This window comes from Aeromonas sp. MaB10011B (assembly GCF_017939325.1).
In the GTDB taxonomy this organism is placed as follows: Bacteria; Pseudomonadota; Gammaproteobacteria; order Enterobacterales; family Aeromonadaceae; genus Aeromonas; species Aeromonas caviae.
Genome location: NZ_JAGKRK010000005.1, coordinates 16574 through 38956, shown reverse-complemented (window position 1 = coordinate 38956; position 22383 = coordinate 16574). Strand labels below are relative to the sequence as shown.

20 protein-coding genes are annotated in these 22383 nt (G+C 60.9%); 9 read left to right on the top strand and 11 right to left on the bottom strand.

Going from position 1 to position 22383, the window contains the following annotated elements; all coding sequences use genetic code 11:
- Nucleotides 1-283: 283 nt before the first annotated feature.
- From rplT to thrS, 4 genes are all read right to left on the bottom strand, one after another.
- Nucleotides 284-640: a 50S ribosomal protein L20 gene (rplT, locus tag J9893_RS02700; RefSeq protein ID WP_010674800.1), complete on the bottom strand. Its 357-nt coding sequence runs from the start codon at nt 638-640 to the stop codon at nt 284-286.
- A gap of 15 nt (nt 641-655) precedes the next feature.
- Nucleotides 656-853, bottom strand: coding sequence for a 50S ribosomal protein L35 (rpmI, locus tag J9893_RS02695; RefSeq protein WP_005300673.1), 198 nt, complete (start codon nt 851-853; stop codon nt 656-658).
- A gap of 86 nt (nt 854-939) precedes the next feature.
- The gene (infC, locus tag J9893_RS02690) at nt 940-1470 is read right to left on the bottom strand and encodes a translation initiation factor IF-3 (protein ID WP_185219337.1); all 531 of its coding nucleotides are present in this window, start codon (nt 1468-1470) and stop codon (nt 940-942) included.
- A 21-nt stretch (nt 1471-1491) separates the two neighbouring features.
- A complete protein-coding gene (thrS, locus tag J9893_RS02685; RefSeq protein ID WP_010674801.1) occupies nt 1492-3420 on the bottom strand; it encodes a threonine--tRNA ligase in 1929 nt (642 codons plus the stop codon).
- A 323-nt stretch (nt 3421-3743) separates the two neighbouring features.
- Between thrS and J9893_RS02680 the strand changes: the two genes are divergently transcribed.
- A complete protein-coding gene (locus tag J9893_RS02680) occupies nt 3744-3959 on the top strand; it encodes a hypothetical protein (RefSeq protein WP_139127868.1) in 216 nt (71 codons plus the stop codon).
- 3 nt (nt 3960-3962) lie between these two features.
- Here J9893_RS02680 and J9893_RS02675 read toward each other — a convergent pair whose 3' ends face one another.
- Nucleotides 3963-4553 carry a tetratricopeptide repeat protein gene (locus J9893_RS02675; protein ID WP_041211450.1) on the bottom strand — a complete coding sequence of 197 codons (591 nt, stop codon included), beginning with the start codon at nt 4551-4553 and terminating at the stop codon, nt 3963-3965.
- A 174-nt stretch (nt 4554-4727) separates the two neighbouring features.
- On the opposite strand from J9893_RS02675, the gene J9893_RS02670 reads away from it, so the two are divergent.
- A complete protein-coding gene (locus J9893_RS02670) occupies nt 4728-5783 on the top strand; it encodes a PA0069 family radical SAM protein (RefSeq protein WP_041211451.1) in 1056 nt (351 codons plus the stop codon).
- A gap of 6 nt (nt 5784-5789) precedes the next feature.
- On the opposite strand, the gene J9893_RS02665 is transcribed toward J9893_RS02670, so the two are convergent.
- Nucleotides 5790-5963 carry a hypothetical protein gene (locus tag J9893_RS02665; protein ID WP_164882096.1) on the bottom strand — a complete coding sequence of 58 codons (174 nt, stop codon included), beginning with the start codon at nt 5961-5963 and terminating at the stop codon, nt 5790-5792.
- Between the two features lie 304 nt (nt 5964-6267).
- Nucleotides 6268-9015: a DNA topoisomerase (ATP-hydrolyzing) subunit A gene (gene gyrA, locus J9893_RS02660; RefSeq protein ID WP_041211452.1), complete on the bottom strand. Its 2748-nt coding sequence runs from the start codon at nt 9013-9015 to the stop codon at nt 6268-6270.
- 199 nt (nt 9016-9214) lie between these two features.
- Between gyrA and ubiG the strand changes: the two genes are divergently transcribed.
- The 5 genes from ubiG (at nt 9215) to yfaE (ending at nt 15055) form a co-directional block, all read left to right on the top strand.
- Nucleotides 9215-9931, top strand: coding sequence for a bifunctional 2-polyprenyl-6-hydroxyphenol methylase/3-demethylubiquinol 3-O-methyltransferase UbiG (gene ubiG, locus J9893_RS02655; protein WP_010674813.1), 717 nt, complete (start codon nt 9215-9217; stop codon nt 9929-9931).
- Complete coding sequence (locus J9893_RS02650) at nt 9931-10617, top strand: HAD-IA family hydrolase (RefSeq protein WP_029314563.1); 687 nt, start codon at nt 9931-9933, stop codon at nt 10615-10617. Before ubiG ends, J9893_RS02650 begins: the two co-directional genes overlap by 1 nt.
- Before the next feature lie 588 nt (nt 10618-11205).
- Entirely contained in the window at nt 11206-13473 is a 2268-nt protein-coding gene (gene nrdA, locus J9893_RS02645) for a class 1a ribonucleoside-diphosphate reductase subunit alpha (protein WP_010674815.1), read from the top strand.
- A 79-nt stretch (nt 13474-13552) separates the two neighbouring features.
- On the top strand, nt 13553-14686 hold the full coding sequence (gene nrdB / locus J9893_RS02640) for a class Ia ribonucleoside-diphosphate reductase subunit beta (protein ID WP_010674816.1): 1134 nt from the start codon (nt 13553-13555) through the stop codon (nt 14684-14686).
- Between the two features lie 69 nt (nt 14687-14755).
- Nucleotides 14756-15055: a class I ribonucleotide reductase maintenance protein YfaE gene (gene yfaE / locus J9893_RS02635; RefSeq protein ID WP_080560507.1), complete on the top strand. Its 300-nt coding sequence runs from the start codon at nt 14756-14758 to the stop codon at nt 15053-15055.
- 133 nt (nt 15056-15188) lie between these two features.
- Here yfaE and mltA read toward each other — a convergent pair whose 3' ends face one another.
- Nucleotides 15189-16340, bottom strand: coding sequence for a murein transglycosylase A (gene mltA / locus J9893_RS02630; protein WP_029314565.1), 1152 nt, complete (start codon nt 16338-16340; stop codon nt 15189-15191).
- Nucleotides 16341-16490: 150 nt separating this feature from the next.
- Here mltA and J9893_RS02625 point away from each other — a divergent pair, with 150 nt between their 5' ends.
- The gene (locus J9893_RS02625; protein WP_210599917.1) at nt 16491-16742 is read left to right on the top strand and encodes a DUF1289 domain-containing protein; all 252 of its coding nucleotides are present in this window, start codon (nt 16491-16493) and stop codon (nt 16740-16742) included.
- An 82-nt stretch (nt 16743-16824) separates the two neighbouring features.
- Here J9893_RS02625 and fruA read toward each other — a convergent pair whose 3' ends face one another.
- The 3 genes from fruA to fruB are packed head-to-tail and all read right to left on the bottom strand — an operon-like array spanning nt 16825 to nt 20635.
- Nucleotides 16825-18549, bottom strand: coding sequence for a PTS fructose transporter subunit IIBC (gene fruA, locus J9893_RS02620; protein WP_210599918.1), 1725 nt, complete (start codon nt 18547-18549; stop codon nt 16825-16827).
- A complete protein-coding gene (gene pfkB / locus J9893_RS02615) occupies nt 18546-19535 on the bottom strand; it encodes a 1-phosphofructokinase (protein WP_010674821.1) in 990 nt (329 codons plus the stop codon). Before pfkB ends, fruA begins: the two co-directional genes overlap by 4 nt.
- Nucleotides 19535-20635, bottom strand: coding sequence for a fused PTS fructose transporter subunit IIA/HPr protein (gene fruB / locus J9893_RS02610; RefSeq protein WP_210599919.1), 1101 nt, complete (start codon nt 20633-20635; stop codon nt 19535-19537). The genes pfkB and fruB overlap by 1 nt, the downstream gene beginning before the upstream one ends.
- A 307-nt stretch (nt 20636-20942) precedes the next feature.
- Between fruB and cra the strand changes: the two genes are divergently transcribed.
- A complete protein-coding gene (gene cra, locus J9893_RS02605; protein ID WP_181023056.1) occupies nt 20943-21929 on the top strand; it encodes a catabolite repressor/activator in 987 nt (328 codons plus the stop codon).
- Nucleotides 21930-22383 lie beyond the last annotated feature (454 nt).

Genomic DNA, 22383 nt, shown 5'->3' with positions numbered 1-22383 from the left:
CACTTTGCCGCCACTTTGCCGCCACTATGTGGCAGAAAAACATAAGGCCACCCGCTTGGGTAGCCTTAAGTCATTGAATTCTAAATGGTGCCCGGGGTCGGACTCGAACCGACACGTATTGCTACGGCGGATTTTGAATCCGCTGCTACTACAGACAACTATCCATATTGCCAAAGCTGTGGACATATGGTGGACACAAAAACAATAAATTTCAATTAAATCATCACTTTACAGATACAAAAAAGGAGGCCTGAGCCTCCTTTATTTTTATAACAGAGCTGAATTAGACCAGAGCTGCTTTAGCTTTTTCAACCAGGGCGGTGAAAGCCAGCTTGTCGTGAACGGCGATATCGGACAGGATCTTGCGATCGATCTCGATGGAAGCCTTCTTCAGACCGTCGATCAGACGGCTGTAGGACAGGCCGTTCTGACGGGCTGCAGCGTTGATACGTGCAATCCACAGTTGACGGAACTGACGCTTCTTCTGGCGACGGTCACGGTAGGCATACTGACCAGCTTTGGTTACCGCTTGTACCGCTACGCGGTAGACACGGGAACGGGCGCCGTAGTAACCCTTGGCGGCTTTCATTACTTTCTTGTGACGAGCGCGAGCGGTCACACCACGTTTAACTCTTGGCATTTTTCACATCCCCCCTTATGCGTACGGCAGACAAGCGACAACACGTTTGTGGTCGGCAGCAGAAACAAAGAACTTCGGTCCCAGCTGACGCTTACGCTTACTGCTCTTCTTGGTCAGGATGTGACGCAGGTGGTTATGCTTGCACTTGAAGCGACCTGAGCCAGTCTTCTTGAAGCGCTTTGCGGCGCCCCGGTTGGTTTTCATCTTCGGCATTTCATACTCCGCATTGTGAGTGACAACAAAATCGCAAGGCGAACCGACTCATGGGGCCAGCCCCATGAGTCAATTTCTTGTGGGCCTTAAGATTTCTTCTTGGGTGCGAGAACCATCACAGCTTGACGGCCTTCGACTTTCGGGAACGATTCGACTACGGCCAGCTCTTCCAGATCGTTCTTGACGCGCTCGAGAACCTTGATACCAAGATCCTGGTGGGCCATTTCACGACCACGGAAGCGCAGGGTGACCTTTGCCTTGTCCCCGTCTTCCAGAAAGCGAACCAGGTTGCGTAGTTTTACCTGATAGTCGCCTTCGTCGGTGCCAGGACGGAATTTGATTTCCTTGACCTGGACGACTTTCTGCTTTTTCTTCTGTTCTTTGGTGGTCTTGCTCTTTTCGTAGAGGAATTTGCCGTAATCCATGATCCGGCAAACGGGCGGCTCAGCGTTCGGACTGATCTCGACCAGATCCACTCCAGCCTCAAGGGCCAAGTTCAGCGCATCCTGAATGGAGGTGATGCCAATGGCTTCACCATCCAGACCAGTCAGACGAACTTCTTTCAGACGGATCTCTTCATTGATCCGGTGAGCGCGGGCTTGCGGTTGCTTGCCCAGTTTTTTTCCGCCTTTTATAGCTTATTCCTCCACTTTCTTTTGTCCGCGGGTCTGAACTTCCTGGGTCAACAGAGCAATCAGCTCTTCAACAGGATAAGAGCCCAGGTCAGCCCCTTTACGAGTACGCACTGCAATCTTGCCGGCTTCTACTTCTTTGTCGCCGCAGACCAGCATGAAGGGTACTCGCTTCAAAGTATGCTCGCGGATTTTAAAGCCAATCTTCTCATTTCTCAAGTCCGCTTTTGCGCGAAGGCCCGCATCATTCAATGCCTTGGCAACTTTCACAGCATAATCGGCCTGGTTATCCGTGATATTCATGACCACGGCCTGGGTCGGAGCCAGCCAGGTCGGGAACAGACCGGCGTACTCTTCCGTCAGGATCCCGATGAAGCGCTCCAGCGAGCCCAGAATGGCGCGGTGGATCATCACGGGGATGTGGCGCTCGTTGTCTTCGCCCACATAGGTGGCGCCAAGACGGCCCGGCAGGGCAAAGTCGAGCTGCACGGTACCACACTGCCAGGCACGATCAAGGCAATCGTGCAGGGTGAACTCGATCTTGGGACCGTAGAAAGCCCCCTCGCCCGGTTGCAGGTCGTACTTCAAGCCGTTGAGTTCCAACGCCTCGGCCAGCGCGGCCTCGGCACGATCCCAGGCTTCATCAGAGCCGATACGCTGCTCCGGACGGGTCGAGAGCTTGACCACGATGTTTTCGAAACCGAAGGTGCCGTAGACGTCATAGACCATGCGGATGCACGCAGACACCTCTTCCATGATCTGCTCTTCGGTACAGAAGATGTGGGCGTCATCCTGGGTGAAACCCCGTACCCGCATCAGGCCGTGCAGGGAGCCTGACGGCTCGTTGCGGTGGCAGGAGCCGAACTCGGCCATGCGCAACGGCAGATCGCGGTAGGATTTCAGACCCTGGTTGAAAATCTGCACGTGGCCCGGGCAGTTCATCGGCTTGATGGCGTACTCGCGGTTTTCGGACTGGGTGGTGAACATGGCCTGGGCGTATTTCTCCCAGTGACCTGAACGCTCCCACAGCACGCGATCCATCATGAAGGGGCCTTTCACTTCCTGATAGTCGTACTCTTTGAGCTTGCCGCGGATGAAGGTTTCCAGCTCGCGGAAGATGGTCCAGCCGTCGTTATGCCAGAACACCATGCCCGGCGCTTCTTCCTGCATATGGTACAGGTCGAGCTGCTTGCCGATCTTGCGGTGGTCGCGCTTGGCGGCCTCTTCCAGACGCTGCAAATAGGCCTTGAGCTGCTTCTTGTCAGCCCAGGCGGTGCCGTAGATGCGCTGCAGCATCTTGTTGTTGGAGTCGCCGCGCCAGTAGGCACCGGACATCTTCTGCAACTTGAAGTGGTGGCAATGACGCATGTTGGGCACGTGCGGGCCGCGACACATGTCGATGTACTCTTCGTGATGATAGAGACCGGGCTGGTCATCACGGGCAATGTTCTGATCCAGGATCTCGACCTTGTAGGTCTCGCCACGGGCTTCGAACACGTCGCGCGCTTCCTGCCAGGAGACCTTCTTCTTGATGACGTCGTAATCCTTGGCGGCCAGCGCCAGCATGCGCTCTTCCAGGGCAGCCAGATCTTCGTCGGTCAGGGTGCGGTCGAGATCGATGTCGTAATAGAAACCGTTGTCGATGACGGGACCGATGGCCATCTTGGTCTGGGGCCAGAGTTGCTTGATGGCATGACCCAGCAGGTGAGCACAGGAGTGGCGCAGAATGTCCAGACCTTCTTCGTCTTTGGCGGTGATGATGGCCAGGGAGGCATCGGCTTCGATCAGCTCGCAGGCATCCACCAGTTCACCGTTTACCCGACCGGCAATGCACGCCTTGGCGAGACCGGGACCGATGTCCGCGGCCACATCCATGACGGAAACGGCGTGGGCAAATTGACGTTGGCTGCCGTCAGGCAGAGTAATGATTGGCATTAGGTGTTTCCTTATACAGTGGTGACCCCTACCAAAGGCCACATGCAGGTTGGAGAAACCCTTTCATGTCCAGCTGTTCACTCCCGAGTTTCACCGTTCACAATACGGTTGGTACACGGCAGTGGCACTGCCATATGGCGTGTGCAAGGCCATCCATTGAGAGGTACAGCGGGGGATTGTATCAGACGCGACAACCCAGACAAGCTGTCTTGGCGATTTTGCATACCGCCTAAGCGCGGGTGTCAACCTGTCCTACTTGCGAGGGCGCCCTTCTGCTGCCATACCCTGTACCAGATTGAGGCGTCAGCCAAAGCAAGGAGAGCATGATGTACACCTACGACATTTCATTTACGGAGCATGCAGAAAAGCTGGTTCATCCGGATCACCTTCTTACGACTCACTGTCCCGTCCATATCGGTGAGCTGGTGATCCTGGGCGATGGCAGCAAGCGGGAGGTATGCAGCATCGTCCACAGTGCCGAGCGCAGTACCCTCTATGTCACCGACGTGACGCCCGGTAAAGTCACCGCCAGCCGTTGATCCCTAACCGGCGTTCAGAAAAGACTGGCCATTGAAATCGAAGGCGCTGCGTCCCTCCTCGGCCAGCGCCATCTCCTGCAATACCTGGAGTGCCATCTTGTTGCCCTTTTGCGAGGCCTGATAGAGCCACTGCTTCGCCTCGGCCAGTTCAACCCGCCCGTTGACCCCCATCAGGTGCAGGATGCCCACCTTCAGCATGGCGGGCGCATCACCGTTCCTGGCTGCCAGCTGCATCCAGCGAAACGCCTCGTGCAGATCCCGCTTCACCCCAGCCCCGCGCAGATAGACCTCTCCCAGCCGATACTGGCCGAAAGCGTCCCCCGCCTGCGCAGCCTGACGATAGAGTCGGATGGCGCGATCCATATCCTGCTCACTCCCCTGCCCCACTTCATGGCTCCAACCCATCAGCGCCTGTGCCCGTGGCTGGCCCTGCTCCGCCAGGGGCGCCCAGATCCGGGTCGCCTCATCAAAGTGCCCTGTCCGCCAGGCGCGGTTGGCCGCCGCCAGCTCCTGCTCGGTGGAGAGCGGGATCAGACGCCAGATGACCAGCGCAATGAGGGCGATGAAGAGCCAGCGGGCGGTAGTAGGTTGCATGACATTTTCCGTGATCTGGTTCGCATTTCGTCTATGTAAACGAAATGTAGCAACAGATCAAGCAGGAGATCACCTGGGTTCACCCTCTTTCATGGGGTCGCTCTTTGCGAACTTGCAGTTTGACGGGCTACACAGCAAAATAACTGTATATATAAACAGTTCATTGGTGATGTGATGGCAGGACGAGGCGCGAACCACAATGTCGAGCACCGCTTCAGCGGCCCGCAAATCGAAACCGTTGACGACGGCTGGAGTCAGAGCGACTGGGACGCGGCATTTGCCGCCAGCGCTCCCCGCACCGAGGTGACGGAGATCAGCGCCCGCAGCATCATCAGCTACAACGATTCGCCGGATCTTCCCTTCGGTCGCTCCATCAATCCCTATCAGGGGTGCGAGCATGGCTGCATCTACTGCTATGCCAGACCCAGCCACGCCTACCTTGAGCTCTCCCCCGGGCTGGATTTCGAGAGCAAGCTGTTTGCCAAAATCAATGCTGCCGAGCTGCTGCGACGGGAGTTTGCCAAGCCAGCCTATCAGCCACAAACCATCGTGCTGGGGGCCAATACCGATCCCTATCAACCCATCGAGCACCACTATCGCCTGACTCGCGAACTCCTGACGGTGATGCTGGCTCATCGCCATCCGGTAGGACTCATCACCAAGAGCGCCATGATCCTGCGCGACCTCGATCTGCTGACCGAGCTGGCCCGGGAAGGGTTATGCCAGGTGATGGTGTCGGTCACCACCCTCAATGAGACGCTGAGGCGACAGCTGGAGCCCAGGGCCAGCACGGGGGTTGGGCGGATCAAGGTGATCGAACGACTGGCCAAGGCCGGTGTGCCGGTCGGCGTGCTCGCCGCCCCCATGATCCCCAGGCTCAACGAGCCTGAACTGGAACAGATCATCAAGGCCGCCGTCGACGCCGGGGCGGGCTGTGCGGATTACATCTTGCTGCGATTGCCCCACGAGCTCACCACCCTCTTTTGCGACTGGCTCGATACGCACTATCCCGGCCAGAAAGAGGCGATCCTCAACCAGCTGCGGGCAAGCCGGGGTGGCTCACTCAACAGCGCCACCTTTGGTAGCCGCATGCGAGGTGAAGGACAGTTTGCCGACCTGCTCGCCCAGCGCTTTCGCCTGATCAGCAGGCGGCTGCAACTGGGCAAGCGCCATGTAACACTCAATACAGCCGCCTTCATCCGCCCGGGCGAGCAGTTGCGTCTGTTCTGAGCGCCGTCAGCCCCGTGGTCTCGGCGGGCAGCTCCCCGCTGGATGGCGCTGTGCAATCAGCTCCGCAGGCAGGCGGGATGGCTCGTGCGCCACCTCCTCCTCATCCACCCTAAGGCGCGCCTTCTCCTGCCCTCCCCACATCCGGCTCCACCAGATCTCCCACATTACCCAGCTCGTCATAACAGTGCTCCTGGCAAGCGATGCCTGCCTCTGTGGTGGCCTCATTCAACGCAGGCAGCATGGCTGGCCGTCATGACAGGGCCATGACAGCCGAGTGAAGGAATCGTGTTGATGCGATGGGGCCAACCCTGCATATCAGGAAGATGACGCCGTGGCAGGCAGGGCTGCATGCACGGCAGACGGAGTCTGGCAGCAGAAAAGAGGGCGCCAGGGCAAGCACAAGGACGGGGAGAGCCTGCGGTGAGGCGGACAAAAAAAGAGCGACCATCAAGGTCGCTCTTTTGCACCGGACAAAGGGGGACGATTACTCGTCGCCCGCCTCCCCGGTATCGACGGCGCCAGCGTCCGCTGCGGTGTCGGTGCCTTCAGACACCTCCCCTTCAACAGCCAGGGCCTCGGTTTCCTCTTCGTCGCTCTCGGCAACGCGCTGCAGGCCGACCACGGTCTCGTCTTCACCGGTACGGATCAGACGCACACCACCGGTGTTGCGGCCGATGACGCTCACCTCGGACACCCGGGTACGAACCAGGGTACCGCCGTTGGTGATCAGCATGATCTGGTCGGTATCTTCGACCTGGATCGCATCGATCACCTTGCCGTTGCGCTCATCCACCTTGATGGAGATGACGCCCTGGGTACCACGGCTCTTGGTCGGGTACTCGTCCAGCGCAGTACGCTTGCCGTAACCGTTCTCGGTGGCGGTGAGGATGGCACCATCACCACGGGGCACGATGAGGGAGACCACCTTGTCACCGGCGCCCAGCTTGATGCCGCGCACGCCAGCAGCGGTACGACCCATGGGACGTACGCCCTTGAAGGTGCCCTTGCTTTCGGTGCCTTCGCCGTTGTCACTGCCATCATCATCGTTGCCGGCGTCGTCGTCGGTGTCGACTTCGTCAGTGGCATCGGCATCGGCACGACCGCTGCCTTCCGCGAAGCGAACCACCTTGCCCGCATCGGAGAAGAGCATGATCTCGTTGCTGCCATCGGTGATGTCCACCCCGATCAGCTCATCACCCTCTTTGAGGTTGATGGCACGGATACCGGAGGAGAGCGGACGGCTGAAGTCAGACAGGCTGGTCTTCTTCACGGTGCCGTTGGCGGTGGCGAAGAAGACATACTTGTCGGCATCATATTCTTTCACCGGCAGGATGGCGGTGATGCGCTCACCCTCATCCAGCGGCAGCAGGTTGATGATCGGACGACCGCGGGCGCCACGGGACGCTTCCGGTAGCTGATACACCTTGAGCCAGTAGACCTTGCCACGGGTGGAGAAGCACAGAATGGTGTCGTGGGTGTTGGCCACCAGCAGACGCTCCACAAAGTCCTCTTCCTTGATCCGGGTGGCCGACTTGCCACGACCACCGCGGCGCTGGGCCTCGTAGTCGGAGAGCGGCTGATACTTCACATAGCCCTGGTGAGACAAGGTAACGACCACGTCTTCCGGGGTGATCAGATCTTCGATGTTGATCTCGGCACTGGACATGCTGATCTCGGTGCGACGCTCGTCGCCGTACTGCTCGCGCACGGCCAGCAGCTCGTCACGGATCACTTCCATCAGGCGTTCCGGGCTTGCCAGGATGTGCAGCAGCTCGGCGATGAGATCCAGCAGAGATTGGTACTCTTCCAGAATCTTCTCGTGCTCGAGGCCGGTCAGCTTGTGCAGACGCAGGTCAAGGATGGCCTGGGCCTGGATCTCGGTCAGGAAGTACTGCCCTTCACGGATGCCGAACTCCGGCTCCAGCCACTCGGGGCGAGCCGCGTCGTCGCCCGCTTTTTCCAGCATGGCGGCCACGTTGCCGAGCTCCCAGCCCTTGGCTACCAGGGCGGCTTTCGCATCCGCCGGGGTCGCACTGTGGCGAATGAGCTCGATGATGGGGTCGATGTTGGCCAATGCCACCGCCAACCCTTCCAGGATGTGCGCCCGATCCCGCGCCTTGCGCAGCTCGAACACGGTCCGGCGGGTCACCACTTCACGGCGGTGCAGCAGGAACGCATCCAGGATCTCTTTGAGGTTCATCACCTTGGGCTGGTTGTTGTCCAGCGCCACCATGTTGATGCCGAACGTGGTCTGCATCTGGGTGTGCTTGTAGAGATTGTTCAGCACAATCTCACCGGACTCGCCGCGCTTGATCTCGATGACGATGCGCATGCCGTCCTTGTCGGACTCATCGCGCAGGGCGCTGATGCCCTCGATTTTCTTCTCTTTGACCAGCTCGGCGATCTTTTCGATCAGGCGAGCCTTGTTCACCTGATAGGGGATCTCGTGGACGATGATGGTCTCGCGACTGGTCTTCTCGTCCACCTCCACTTCAGCCTTGGCCCGCACATAGACGGAGCCGCGACCGGTACGGTACGCCTGCACGATGCCGGAACGGCCGTTGATGATGCCGCCGGTGGGGAAATCCGGGCCGGTGACATGGGTCATCAGCTCGTCAATGGTGAGGTCGCCGTTTTCGATCAGCGCCAGGCAACCGTTGACAATCTCGGTGAGGTTGTGAGGCGGGATGTTGGTCGCCATGCCCACCGCGATACCGGAGGAGCCGTTGACCAGCAAGGTGGGGACCTTGGTGGGCATGACAGCCGGGATCATCTCGGTACCGTCGTAGTTCGGCACCCAGTCCACGGTCTCTTTGTCCAGATCGGCCAGCAGCTCGTGGGAGATGCGCGCCATCCGCACTTCGGTGTAACGCATGGCCGCGGCGTTGTCGCCGTCCACCGAACCGAAGTTGCCCTGACCGTCGACCAGCATGTAGCGCATGGAGAAATCCTGCGCCATCCGGACGATGGTGTCATACACGGCGATGTCGCCATGCGGGTGATATTTACCGATTACGTCACCGACCACACGGGCCGATTTCTTGTAGGGCTTGTTCCAGTCGTTCCCCAGCTCGTTCATTGCATACAGAACGCGGCGGTGAACCGGTTTCAAGCCATCACGCACATCCGGCAGAGCTCGTCCTACGATCACGCTCATGGCGTAATCCAGATAGGAACTCTTGAGCTCTTCTTCGATGTTGACCGGCGTGATCTCTCTGGCCAGATCGCTCATAGAAAGCCTTAATCCCTAATTAGTTGTTCTTTGGCTTAAACAGCGCGACATGGTAACACACTGAGCCAAATACATTAAGCCACAAATCCGATGAGCACATCGGGCTGGTGCGACGAGGTCGGTCCGTTATAATGCGCGCCAGGACAATAGATTGCGCGCGCCCAGCCCGCTGCGTGCCTTGCCACAGGATCATCAAAACATGAATAGTGATGCCAATGTCGATCTGACAGAAATCGCCAAATTTGAAGCCATCGCCTCCCGCTGGTGGGACATGGAGGGCGAATTCAAGCCGCTGCATCAAATCAACCCGGTGCGCCTTGACTGGATCACCGACAAGAGCGGCGGCCTGTTTGGCAAGCGCGTGCTCGACATCGGCTGCGGTGGCGGCATCCTCTCCGAGAGCATGGCCCGCCGGGGGGCCCGGGTCACCGGCATCGATATGGGCAAGGAGCCCCTCGGCGTCGCCCGCCTCCACGCGCTGGAACAAGGTGTGGAGCTCGAGTACCGCCAGATCACCGCCGAAGCCCACGCCGATGAAGTGCCGGGCCAGTATGACGTAGTCACCTGCATGGAGATGCTGGAGCACGTGCCGGACCCGGCCTCGGTGCTGCGCGCCATCGCCACCCTGGTACGGCCGGGGGGCAAGGTGTTCGTCTCCACCATCAACCGCAACCCGAAAGCCTATCTGATGATGATCCTCGGGGCCGAGTACCTGATGAAGATGGTCCCCAAGGGCACTCACGATCACAAGAAGTTCATCACCCCCGCCGAACTCTGTCGCATGGGGGAAGCGGCGGGCCTCCTGGTGCGGGACATGAGCGGCGTTCACTACGCCCCGCTCTCCAACAGCTTCAAGCTCGGCAAGAATGTCGACGTCAACTACATGGTGGCGTTCGAGCGCCCGGAGCAAGGCTGATGAGCACACCTCACCCGATGCCCCTTGGCTGCGTGCTGTTTGATCTGGACGGCACCCTGCTCGACACCGCCCCAGACCTTGGCGCCGCCGTCAACCACGTGCTGATAAGCGAAGGCTTTGCCCCGCTCTCTGACGACATCATCCGCCAGACCACCTCCCACGGGGCCCTCGGGCTGCTCAGGGCCGGTCTTGGTGACGAGCTGCTCGAGGAGCTGGGGGCCACCCGCCTTCGCACCGCCCTGCTCGACTACTACGCCGCCAACCTCTGCGTCGGCACCCGCCCCTATGAAGGCATGGTGGATCTCATCGAGTGGCTCGACGAGAAAAAGCTGCCCTGGGGCATTGTCACCAACAAGCCGGGTTTTCTCACCGAACCGCTCCTGGCAGCCCTGCCTGAACTCGCCAGTTGCGGCGTGACGGTGAGCGCCGACACCCTGCCGGTACGCAAGCCCGACCCAGCCCCCATGTTCTTTGCCTGCGAGCGGCTCGGCATCGCGGCGAGCCAGTGTCTCTATGTGGGGGATCACGTGCGCGACATCGAGGCTGGCCGCAATGCCGGCATGCGTACCGCGGTGGCTGGCTGGGGTTATCTCAATGATGACGAGGATCCCGCCCTCTGGGGCGCCGATCTTCACTTTGATACCGTGCAGGCCCTGCACCACTGGCTGCGTTACGAGCTGAGCTGACACGTTCATTGCCCATGACCGACAAGGCATCCGGATAGAGGTGGATCTGCGGGGCAACTTTGATGATGTCCCGATGGCCATGCGGGCATCGGCCCCGGCGCGCAGCTCTCCCCGCAGCACACCAGAGGGATCCCGGACGATCCCTCTTTTTACAGGCTTGGCAACCCCCCGAACGGCGTAACAGGACACCTTTTGACCCTGACTGCACAAGGGATGAGCAGACCGGATTTGCTAGTAAAAACACCCTGCTTTCGCAAGCAAAAAAAGTTATTTTAATTTTCCATCTTCGATCGCCGGACTTGCATTTGACGGATCGGACGGATGAAAACCCGTTCGCTGTGAGCGTCCACTAACTCCCGTCCCGACACCCACAATTTATCCACAGCTAATGCGTTATCCACAGATTGCATTACCGCATCGACCTCACTATCTTGTAGTTCGCATTAAAAATAACACTACATCTTGTGATTCATCGCACAATGCCTGCCCAGTTTCCCTCGACAGACGGAGCCGGGTTGCGCCATTGTGCGATGGCTTTTCGGGAATCAACCGATACCGGCAGGTATCAATGAAAGGGGTCATCAGCCAATGAACTTGTTTGTGACGAAGCGTAACGGACACAAAGAACCCATCGATCTGGATAAAATTCACCGTGTGCTCGACTGGGCTGCCGAGAAGCTCGACAACGTGTCGGTCTCCCAGGTGGAGCTCAAGTCCCACATCCAGTTCTATGACGGTATCCGTACCGCCGACATCCACGAGACCATCATCAAGGCTGCAGCTGACCTCATCTCCGAGCAAAGCCCGGACTACCAGTACATGGCTGCCCGTCTGGCCATCTTCCACCTGCGCAAGAAGGCCTACGGCCAGTTCGAGCCGCCCCACCTGTATCAGCACGTCGCCAGACTGGTGGACATGGGCAAGTACGACAAGCACCTGCTGGAAGACTACACCCAGGCGGAATTTGAGGAGCTGAACGGCTACCTCGATCACTGGCGCGACATGGACTTCTCCTACGCGGCGGTCAAGCAGCTCGAAGGCAAGTACCTGGTACAGAACCGCGTCACCGGCGAGATCTACGAGAGCCCGCAGTTCCTCTACATCCTGGTAGCGGCCTGCCTCTTCTCCAAGTATCCGAAAGATACCCGTCTGGACTACATCAAGCGCTTCTATGATGCGGTCTCGACCTTCAAGATCTCGCTGCCGACCCCGATCATGAGCGGCGTGCGCACCCCGACCCGCCAGTTCAGCTCCTGCGTGCTGATCGAGTGCGACGACAGCCTGGATTCCATCAATGCCACCGCCAGCGCCATCGTGCGCTACGTGTCCCAGCGCGCCGGCATCGGCATCAACGCCGGCCGCATCCGTGGTCTGGGCAGCCCCATCCGTGGCGGCGAAGCCTTCCACACCGGCTGCATCCCCTTCTACAAATACTTCCAGACTGCGGTGAAGTGCTGCTCCCAGGGCGGCGTGCGCGGCGGTGCGGCCACCCTCTTCTACCCGCTGTGGCACACCGAGGTGGAGAGCCTGCTGGTACTGAAGAACAACCGCGGCGTGGAAGAGAACCGGGTCCGTCACATGGACTACGGCGTGCAGATCAACAAGCTGATGTACCAGCGCCTCATCAAGGGCGGTGACATCACCCTGTTCTCCCCGTCCGATGCACCAGGTCTCTATGACGCCTTCTTCGCGGACCAGGACAAGTTCGAAGCGCTCTACGTCAAGTACGAGCAGGATCCGGCCATTCGCAAGAAGACCCTGAAGGCGGTGGATCTCTTCTCCCTGATGATGCAGGAGCGCGCAGGTACCGGCCGCATCTACATCCAGAACGTGGATCACTGCAACACCCACAGCCCGTTCGATCCGAGCGTGGCGCCGGTACGCCAGTCCAACCTCTGCCTCGAGATTGCGCTGCCCACCAAGCCGCTCAACAACGTGGATGACGAGGACGGCGAAATTGCCCTGTGCACTCTCTCCGCCTTCAACCTGGGCGCCATCGAGAAGCTGGAAGATCTGGAAGAGATGGCCGAGCTGGCCGTGCGCGCTCTGGACGCCCTGCTCGACTATCAGGACTACCCGCTCAAGGCAGCCAAGAAGGGCAGCATGAACCGCCGCACCTTGGGTATCGGCGTCATCAACTACGCCTACTACCTGGCGAAAAACGGTGCCCGCTACTCCGACGGTTCCGGTCTGGCCCTGACCCACCGCACCTTCGAGGCGATCCAGTACTACCTGCTGAAGGCCTCCGTGCAACTGGCCCGCGAGTTCGGCCCCTGCCCGGCCTTCAACGAGACCACCTATGCCCAGGGTATCCTGCCTATCGATACCTATAAAAAGGATCTGGACACTCTGTGCAATGAACCCCTGCACCTGGACTGGGAAACCTTGCGCGAAGAGATCAAGACCGTGGGTTTGCGCAACTCCACCCTGACCGCCCTGATGCCGAGCGAGACCTCCAGCCAGATCTCCAACGCCACCAACGGCATCGAGCCGCCCCGCGGCCTGGTGTCGGTGAAAGCCTCCAAGGATGGCATCCTCAAGCAGGTGGTGCCGGAGTATCACCGCCTGAAGGATCAGTACGAACTGCTGTGGAAACAGCCGAGCGTCGACGGTTACCTGCAGCTGGTCGGCATCATGCAGAAGTTCGTGGATCAGGCGATCTCCGCCAACACCAACTACGACCCGGCCCGCTTCGAAGGCAACAAGGTGCCGATGAAGCAGTTGCTCAAAGACTTGCTGACCGCCTACAAATACGGTCTCAAGACCCTCTACTATCACAACACCCGTGATGGTGCCGACGACACCCAGACCGATCTGCAAGATGACGGCTGCGCTGGCGGGGCTTGCAAGATCTAACCGCGAAACGCACTGATAAACCGGGCGGGAGCATCAAGCTCCCGCCCTCCTGTTTTCCCTATTTCACGGCATTCGAACCATGGCTTACTCTACTTTTTGCCAGACCCAAAACGATCAGCTCAAGGAGCCGATGTTCTTCGGCCAGTCGGTCAACGTGGCTCGTTATGATCAGCAAAAGCACGACATCTTCGAGCGGCTGATCGAGAAGCAGCTCTCCTTCTTCTGGCGCCCGGAAGAGGTGGATGTCTCCCACGACCGCATCGACTTCCAGGCTCTGCCGCCCCACGAGCAGCACATCTTCATCTCCAACCTGAAGTACCAGACCCTGCTGGATTCCATTCAGGGCCGCAGCCCCAACGTTGCCCTGCTGCCCCTGGTCTCCATCCCGGAGCTGGAGACCTGGATCGAGACCTGGGCCTTCTCCGAGACCATCCACTCTCGCTCCTACACCCACATCATCCGCAACATCGTCAACAACCCGGGCCAGGTGTTCGACGACATCGTGACCAACGAGCAGATCTTGAAGCGCGCCGGCTCCATCAGCCACTTCTATGACGATCTCATCGAGGCCACCTCCGTCTATCACCTGCACGGTGAGGGGACTCACCGGATCGGGGATCGCGAAGTCACCATCAGCCTGCGGGAGCTCAAGAAGAAGCTCTACCTGTGCCTGATGAGCGTCAACGCCCTCGAAGCCATCCGCTTCTACGTGAGCTTCGCCTGCTCCTTTGCCTTCGCCGAGCGCGAGCTGATGGAGGGCAACGCCAAGATCATCAAGATGATCGCCCGTGACGAAGCGCTGCACCTGACCGGCACCCAGCACATGCTGAACCTGATGCGCAGCGGCAACGACGACCCCGACATGGCGGAGATCGCCGTCGAGTGCGAGCAGGCCTGCTTCGAGCTGTTCAAGGAAGCGGCCCTGCAGGAGAAGGAGTGGGCCGAGTACCTGTTCCAGGACGGCTCCATGATCGGCCTGAACAAGGACATCCTCTGCCAGTACGTGGAATACATCACCAACCTGCGCATGGCGGCCGTCGGCCTGCAACCGGCCTTTGCCGGCACCAAGCAGAACCCCATCCCCTGGATCAACACCTGGCTCTCCTCCGACAACGTGCAGGTGGCGCCCCAGGAAGTGGAAGTAAGCTCCTATCTGGTGGGTCAGATCGACAGTGAAGTGCACGCCGACGATCTCGGTGACTTCGAGCTGTGATGCAAGGCGACCTCTGCTGGCAGCCCATGATGCGGGAGAGCGACGTCCGTGAGTGACGCCACCGCCACCCTGAACGCGCCCCAGCATACCGCCACCACGGCGCCGGAAGGGCAAGCCCCCCAGGTACAGACCCTGGACGGTGTACTGCACCCCCATCCCGGCGAAAGCGTGCTGGAGACCCTGGAGCGCCACGGCCATCACGTGGAGTTCCAGTGCCGCAGCGGCTATTGCGGCGCCTGCCGCACCCCGCTGCTGGCGGGCAAGGTGCACTACGCCGCCGTCCCGCTCGCCTTTGTCTCCCAGGGGGAGTGCCTCCCCTGCTGCTGTCAGCCGGTGGGCGCCATCAAGCTCGATATCCGAAAGGGCTGACGGCCCTTATCGCCAGATCTGCCCCGCAAACAAAAAGCCGCCGGATTGCTCCGGCGGCTTTTTTCATGGGAATGTCCCGTCTCTTGAGGGAAATGAGGAGCCATGGCCCCTCTTACATTACAACCCGGGGGGGTTACAACCAGGGGGCGGCAGTCGGCCCGTGGTGCAGACCCAGCTTCCAGACCCGGCCAAAATGCTTGTAGTGACCGGCCGCGACACCGGCTTTCTCCCCCATACCGTGGTAGAGATCGAGGTGCCCCTTCTTCACCGCGCCCCCCACATCCAGCGCAATCAGCAGGCGCAGCTGGTGCTTGCCGGTCCAGTTGCCCTCTTTGTCCAGCAGCGGCACTTCCGCGAGGATGGGGGTGCCCATGGGCAGCAGAGTCTTGTCGGCAGCCACCGCCGCCATGGGCAAGAGCGGAATGCCGGCAGCCCCCACCACGTCATTGGTGGGACGGCGCTCGAAGAAGACATAGGAGGGGTTCTGCTCCACCAGCTCCTTCACGCTCTCTTCCGGCTGACGGTTGGCCCACTCCTTGATGGCCTTCATGGACATCTGCTCCTTGGGCACTTCGCCACGGTCGATGAGCACCCGGCCAATGCTGACATAGCCGTGGCCGTTCTTGCCGCTGTAGCCGAGGTACTGCAGCCGGTCGTCATCGCCGTAGTGAACGAAGCCGGAACCCTGCACGTCCATCAGGAAGTTGTCGATGAGGGACTTGCTGTAGCCCAGCTCCAACCCCCGGTTGGCCAACGCCCCCCGGTGGATCTCGGCCCGGCTCGGGCAGCGACCGCCGCAGTTGGGCATGGCATAGATGGGATACTTGTACTGGGCGTCCGGGCGATGGCGCACCTCCAGCACCGGCGAGTAGTAGCCGGTGAAGAGCACGTTGCCCATGCGGTCGGCACCGCCAAGCTGCGCCAGGCTGATGCCGTACTGGGTGATATGGGCGGGATTGCCCCCATTGGCGACCCAGCGTGAGAGCTGACGGTAGAGCTCCCCATAGCGGCTCGCCATGCGGCCGGAGCGTTCCATCACCATCCGGCTCTGGGGACCGAACTTGCTGTAATCGGCGCGGGCGCGGCTGTTGACCCGCTCTACCCGCACCAGATCCCCCGGCAGGGCACCATCCAGATACTGCTTGCCCAGATTCACAGGGATCTCGCAGTTCAGAAAACATCCGGATTCCGCCTTCTTCTGGGGCACCTTGACCGGTTCAGGGTTGCCCGCACAACCGGCCAGCCCCACCACGGCGGCGGCCAACCAGTACGCATGTCTATTCATATGTCCTCATATAACACCGAGTGTCTTGCACGGCGGGGAAGATGCCAAAATTGCCCGGGGAAAGCAAACGCCTTCACGCCCCTGACGACGGATTTCTCCTGCCGTGATCTTCTGGGTTATAACAAGGTGACAAGGTGTGAGAGGTCATGGATGGAACAGCTCGAAATCTTCCCGCTCCAGAGCCCCTGTGTCGGGGTCTGCGAACTGAACAACAAGGGGTATTGCAAGGGATGCATGCGAAGCCGCGAGGAGCGTTTCAACTGGCTTGCCATGACCCCTGCCCAGCAGCAGGAGGTGATGCGCCTGTGCCGCAACCGCAAGGCCAGGGTCGAGGCCGCTCGCCGCAAGGCGCAGGCCGAAGAGGCGGCCGATCCGCCGCCCCCGCCAGGCTGGGATTTTTAAATCCCACGTTGCCCCTCCCCCCAACAAGAAAGGCGGCCCCAGGGCCGCCTTGTCATGAAGAGTGTGTCACGCCGTGACGCCCTCAGACGGTCGCCAGCTTGGCCTGCTCCTCGCCACGCTTGAGCATGGCGTAAGCCACCCCGGTCACCAGAGAACCGGCCGCGATCGCCAGGATGTACATCATCACATGGCTGATGGCGTTCGGGATGAAGAGCACGAACAGACCACCGTGGGGTGCCACCAGCTCGCAGCCGAACAGCATGGAGAGCGCACCGGTCAGGGCACCGCCCGCCATGCAGGCCGGGATGACGCGCATGGGGTCCTTGGCGGCAAACGGGATGGCCCCCTCGGAGATGAAGCACAGACCCAGCACGAAGGAGGCCTTGCCCGCCTCCTGCTCCGCCTTGATGAACTTTCTGCTGGCCAGGAAGGTCGCGATCCCCATCCCCAGTGCAGGCACCATGCCGGCGGCCATGACCGCTGCCATGGGGGCATAGGTCTTGGAGGCGAGCAGGCCGACACCGAAGGCATAAGCCGCCTTGTTGACCGGGCCACCCATGTCGAAGCACATCATGGCGCCGATGATGACACCCAGCAGCACGGCGTTGGCAGAGCCCATGTTGTTGAGGAACTCGGTCATGGCATTCATGATGCCCGCCACCGGGCCACCCACCACGTAGATCATCACCAGACCGGTGAACAGGCTGGCAAAGAGCGGAATGATGAGGATGGGCTTGAGGGCTTCCAGGGTGACCGGCAGGCGTACCTTGTCGCTCAGGAACTTGGCGCTGTAACCGGCGAGGAAGCCGCCGACGATGCCGCCAAGGAAACCGGCGCCGAGCGAGCTTGCCAGCATACCGGCGATCATGCCGGGCGCCAGACCCGGACGGTCGGCGATGGAGTAGGCGATGTAGCCTGCCAGCACCGGGATCATCAGGGCGAAGGCGGAGCCGCCACCGATCTTCATCAGGGCCGCGGCCAGCGTCCCCTCTTCCTTGAACGCTTCAATGCCGAAGATGAAGGAGAGCGCGATGATAAGGCCCCCCGCTACCACCATGGGCAGCATGAAGGAGACACCGGTCAGCAGGTGCTTGTAGGGGCCCGCCTTTTCCTCTTTCTTGACCGCAGCCGCGCCGCTGTGGCGATAGACCTTCGCCTCGGTCCAGGCCTTGTCGAGCTCGGCCCGGGTTTTCTTCAGGGCAGCCCCCGTGCTGGTGCGATAGACCGGCTTGCCGTCAAAGCGCGCCATGTCCACCTCGATGTCAGTGGCGAGGAACACCAGATCGGCGGCGGCAATCTCGTCCGCCGTCAAGGCATTCTGGGCACCGACCGATCCCTGGGTCTCGACGCGGATCTGGTGACCCAGCTGCTTGGCCATGGTCTCCAGGGCCTCGGCCGACATGAAGGTGTGGGCCACCCCGGTCGGGCAGGCCGTCACCGCCACGATGCGCTTGGCACCGCTGGCCGGTTTGGCAACCACAGGCGTCGCCTCATGGCGATAGACGCTGGCACCGCTTCGCGCGGCGTCCAGCAGGGCAGCGGGATCCTGGAGCGCCAGATCCATGTCGCCCCGATAGAGCGACTTGCCATCATAGGCGGCCAGATCCACCGGTGCGCTGGCAACGACCAGCACCAGGTCGGCGGCGGCAATCAGCTCTTTCGAGGGAACCTGACGGGGCTGCACGCTGGAGTCGACGTCGAGGGTGAGCTCCCAGCCAGCCAGTTTGGCCTGCTGTTCTATCCGTTTTGCAGCGAGAAAGCTGGTGGCAATGCCCGCCGGGCAAGCCGTAACCAGAATTGCTTTCATTGGGCATCTCCTGAGTTAGCCATCAAATGGGGTTGGGGTTGAGTCGGTGCCAGATCATCCAGACGCTGTACGCGCACCTGCTCGAGTAACGGTTTGAGCACATTGATATCGTTGAAGCCGACCGCGACCTGGCTCACCGCCAGTGCCGAGACGGCGGTGGCCAGCCGCAGGGTCTGCTCCGGCGTCCAGTCCAGGCTCATGCCATGGACCAGGCCCGCCACCAGGGAGTCGCCGGCACCCACGGTGCTGACCACCTCCATGCGCGGCGGAATCGCCTGCCAGGTGGCATCCGGTGCAAACCAGATGAGGCCGTCGGCACCATTGGAGATCACCACGTTGGGGATCCCGCTGGCCTGCAGCGCGCGGGCGCACTCGGCCTGCTCGCTCAGGGTCTTCACGGGGCGACCCGCCCACTGGCTCAGCTCTTCCAGGTTGGGTTTGACCAGGGTCGGCGCCGCCTTGATCCCTTCGCTCAACGCCGCGCCGCTGCAATCGAAGATCACCTGCTTGCCCTTGGCCTTGAGCAGACGGATCAGATGGCCGCAGTAATCGGGGGCCACCCCTTTGGGCAGGCTGCCCGCCAGCACGAACCAGTCAGTGTGGGGTGCCAGTCGCTCCAGCGCCGCTTCCAGGGCGCTGACATCGCCTTCCTGCACCGCGAGTCCCGGCAGATTGAGATCGGTCACCCGGCCGGATTGTTCGGAGATCTTGACGTTGATCCGGGTGTCGCCCGCCACGCGCACGAAGTGATCGGCAAGGGCACGCTCCTCGAACAGGGAGACGAAGCTCTGCTGGTTACCCTCGCCGAGCCAGCCGGTCAGGCCTACGTCACGGCCGAGATCTTTCAAGACCATGGCGACGTTGATCCCCTTGCCCGCGGCGCGCAAGTTGGCCTCGCTCACCAGATTGACCTCGCCAGGGTGCATGGCCTCCAGACGGGTGGTGAGATCGAGCGCGGGATTAAGGGTGATGGTGACGATGTCCATCAGTGCCCCCCCTCGCCAAGACCCGCGGCAATGGCTTCGCCAATGCCCTTGAGGGCTGCTTCGGCATCCGCTCCTTCGGCGCGAAACGCCAGACGATGACCGCACTTGACCCCAAGCCCGATCACCTTCATCAGGCTCTTGGCAGAGACGGCTTCACCGCTGCCATCGAGGTTGGCGACGCGGATGTCGGATTCATACTCCTTGGCCACCTTGACCAGCATGGCGCCCGGACGGGCATGCAGACCGTGGGGGTTGATGATGGTGAAGGTCTCGGACAGCCCGCTCGCCGGACCCGCCTGCAACATGGCCAGACCGTCGCTGCCAGAAAGGGTGGCCAACTGGCCGGCTGCGGCCAGCTTGGCCAGATTCTCGAGTTGCGGCAGATGGCCGCTATCTGCGGCACACAGCAGTAGCAGGGCGCTGACCGGCAATTCACCGACGTTCAGCGGGGTGCTCGGGGTGGCCAGCACCCAACCGGTCTGGGCCGCTTGCGCACGGGCCAGCCAGATGCCCTCCCCCAGGTGAACAGGCTGGCTGGCCAGGAGGGCGCTCACCATGGCGGCGTCTCCCCAGCCTGCGGATTTGGCGCGGGCCGCAGCCCCCAGCAGCAACTGGTCCTGGTCGTCGGCCGGGAAGTCCGCCAGGGTCAGGTATTGCACCTCTTTGGCGGCAGTCGCGCCAGTCAGGATATTGATGATGGTCTCTTCGTCGGTCGCCCCCTTGAGCTGGGCTGCGGCCTGCTCGTCACCCAGCACGTGGGTGAGCTGGCGCAAAATGCCCAGATGCTCGTCGGACTTGGCGGCGATGCCGATGGCGACGTAGGCAATCTGCCCCTCGTCCCACTCGATGCCGTGGGGGAACTGGGCTACCATGACGCCGGTGCTCTTCACCAGATGACGGGTGTCCGTGGTGCCGTGGGGAATGGCAATACCGCTGCCAAGATAGGTGGCGTGCTGCGCTTCCCGCGCCAGCATGCCGTCCACGTAACCAGCTTCAACCAGACCGGCGTCGGTCAGTTTGCTTGCCAGCAGTGCGATGGCGTCCGCCTTGGTCGTCACCGATTGTCCCAGCAGGATTTGCTGTCGCGCCAACTTCAACATAGAGATTCTCCATCAGGTCCGGCTTCGCCTCGCGGCGTACCGGCTCAACTCAACTCGATTTTCGGGTAACTTGCCTGCTGACAATAGACGGTGATCTCTCGCTTTGGTGAGCCGGAACCCATTTCCAAGTGCAGATAATCATCCGTTACTGACAAGCTGAATCGTTTCACTTACACTCAGACTGAATCGTTTCAGCGCATTGTTCAAGATCCCGCAGAAAGTACGTTTCAATGATATGATCCCGCGCACACTTTTCGGCGCCCCAACCAGGAACCGGCGCGGGCCTTGCAACTCAAACAGAGCCAACATGATGAAACTGGATGAAATCGCCGCGCTGGCCGGTGTCTCTCGCACCACCGCCAGCTATGTGATCAATGGCAAGGCCGATCAATACCGCATCAGCCAGGCAACCCGCGACAAGGTGATGGCCGTGGTCCATGCCCACAACTATCAGCCGGACAGCCGCGCCGCTTCCCTGCGCGGCGGCCAGACCCGCACCCTCGGCTTCATCCTGCCCGACCTCGAAAACGCCAGTTACGCCAAGCTCGCCAAGCGCCTGGAGCAAGGGGCCCGCACCCAGGGATATCAGTTGCTCATCGTCTGCTCGGAGGACGATCCGGACACCGAAAAGGAGCTGGCCCGGATGCTGGTGAGCCGCCATGTGGACGCGCTCCTGGTGGCAAGCTGCCTCCTCCCGGCGGATCCCTTCTACCTGGAGCAGCAGTCCAGGGGCGTGCAGATCCTCGCCATCGACCGTGCCATGGCCACCGAGCACTTCGTCACCGTGGCGAGTGAAAACCAGAAGGCGAGCCTGGATCTCACCACCTCCCTGCTCACCCCGGCCATCGGTCATATCGCCTTGATCACTGCACTGCCGGAACTGACGATCAGTCAGGAGCGAAAAGCGGGCTTCGAACAGGCCATTGCCAGTCACAGTGCGACCCGCCACCTGTGTGAAGGGGCCCACTTCTCGCGCACCGAAGGGTATCGCCTGATCAAGACGCTCCATCAGCAGCTCGGGCAACTGCCCGAGGCGCTGATCACCACCTCCTACATCCTGATGGAGGGGGTGCTCGACTACCTGCTGGAGCAGGAGGCTGACATGAGCCAGCTCGCCATGGCTACCTTCGGGGATGACCGCCTGCTCGATTTCCTCCCCTTTGGCATCAACTCCCTGCCCCAGCAGCACGACGCCCTGGCAAGCCAGGCCCTGACGCTGGCCCTCAAGGCGGTCAATGGCGACTACCAGAGCGGCCTGCACTATGTGAGCCGTACCCTCAAACGCCGCCGCTGACCCGGCAACGACGCACCACCCCGGGGGCGGCCCGCAGTGCCAGCCCCTGAGCCTCCTCCCCCACACCTGCTTGTGTTCTCCCCTGTTGTCTCAGCTTTGCCCTTCGCCTTCTGGCTTTGAGGTGATCTGCCGGGCGGCAACCCCGCGCCAGGGCACGTTTATCGGCGCCTCGGCTCGCTATAAGTGAAAATGATGGCTTTTGGGAGTATGACCCGATGTTTGCTTATATCGGGCCAGTCGCACCACCAGGGCCCCGTGTTACCCTCTGCAAGCCCTGTTGCCGCCAACGCGGGCGCTCTCGATGTCGACCCGCAACGCAGCCTGACGGGCAGCCTCCCCCTGAGGGGCGCGTTTTTTCGGCGCATGGCGCAATGTGTCACTTTTTATTGCCACCCTTCGGCTTGCTACAGCACAAAATCCGCTTTTAAGGGGTTGTTTCCGCCATTTCAATCCG

Excerpts from the sequence above, each read along its gene's own strand:
- rplT (WP_010674800.1), bottom strand. The coding sequence starts at position 640 with ATGCCAAGAGTTAAACGTGGTGTGACCGCTCGCGCTCGTCACAAGAAA.
- rpmI (WP_005300673.1), bottom strand. The coding sequence starts at position 853 with ATGCCGAAGATGAAAACCAACCGGGGCGCCGCAAAGCGCTTCAAGAAG.
- thrS (WP_010674801.1), bottom strand. The coding sequence starts at position 3,420 with ATGCCAATCATTACTCTGCCTGACGGCAGCCAACGTCAATTTGCCCAC.
- J9893_RS02680 (WP_139127868.1), top strand. The coding sequence starts at position 3,744 with ATGATGTACACCTACGACATTTCATTTACGGAGCATGCAGAAAAGCTG.
- J9893_RS02675 (WP_041211450.1), bottom strand. The coding sequence starts at position 4,553 with ATGCAACCTACTACCGCCCGCTGGCTCTTCATCGCCCTCATTGCGCTG.
- J9893_RS02670 (WP_041211451.1), top strand. The coding sequence starts at position 4,728 with ATGGCAGGACGAGGCGCGAACCACAATGTCGAGCACCGCTTCAGCGGC.
- J9893_RS02665 (WP_164882096.1), bottom strand. The coding sequence starts at position 5,963 with ATGACGAGCTGGGTAATGTGGGAGATCTGGTGGAGCCGGATGTGGGGA.
- gyrA (WP_041211452.1), bottom strand. The coding sequence starts at position 9,015 with ATGAGCGATCTGGCCAGAGAGATCACGCCGGTCAACATCGAAGAAGAG.
- ubiG (WP_010674813.1), top strand. The coding sequence starts at position 9,215 with ATGAATAGTGATGCCAATGTCGATCTGACAGAAATCGCCAAATTTGAA.
- J9893_RS02650 (WP_029314563.1), top strand. The coding sequence starts at position 9,931 with ATGAGCACACCTCACCCGATGCCCCTTGGCTGCGTGCTGTTTGATCTG.
- nrdA (WP_010674815.1), top strand. The coding sequence starts at position 11,206 with ATGAACTTGTTTGTGACGAAGCGTAACGGACACAAAGAACCCATCGAT.
- nrdB (WP_010674816.1), top strand. The coding sequence starts at position 13,553 with ATGGCTTACTCTACTTTTTGCCAGACCCAAAACGATCAGCTCAAGGAG.
- mltA (WP_029314565.1), bottom strand. The coding sequence starts at position 16,340 with ATGAATAGACATGCGTACTGGTTGGCCGCCGCCGTGGTGGGGCTGGCC.
- J9893_RS02625 (WP_210599917.1), top strand. The coding sequence starts at position 16,491 with ATGGAACAGCTCGAAATCTTCCCGCTCCAGAGCCCCTGTGTCGGGGTC.
- fruA (WP_210599918.1), bottom strand. The coding sequence starts at position 18,549 with ATGAAAGCAATTCTGGTTACGGCTTGCCCGGCGGGCATTGCCACCAGC.
- pfkB (WP_010674821.1), bottom strand. The coding sequence starts at position 19,535 with ATGGACATCGTCACCATCACCCTTAATCCCGCGCTCGATCTCACCACC.
- fruB (WP_210599919.1), bottom strand. The coding sequence starts at position 20,635 with ATGTTGAAGTTGGCGCGACAGCAAATCCTGCTGGGACAATCGGTGACG.
- cra (WP_181023056.1), top strand. The coding sequence starts at position 20,943 with ATGATGAAACTGGATGAAATCGCCGCGCTGGCCGGTGTCTCTCGCACC.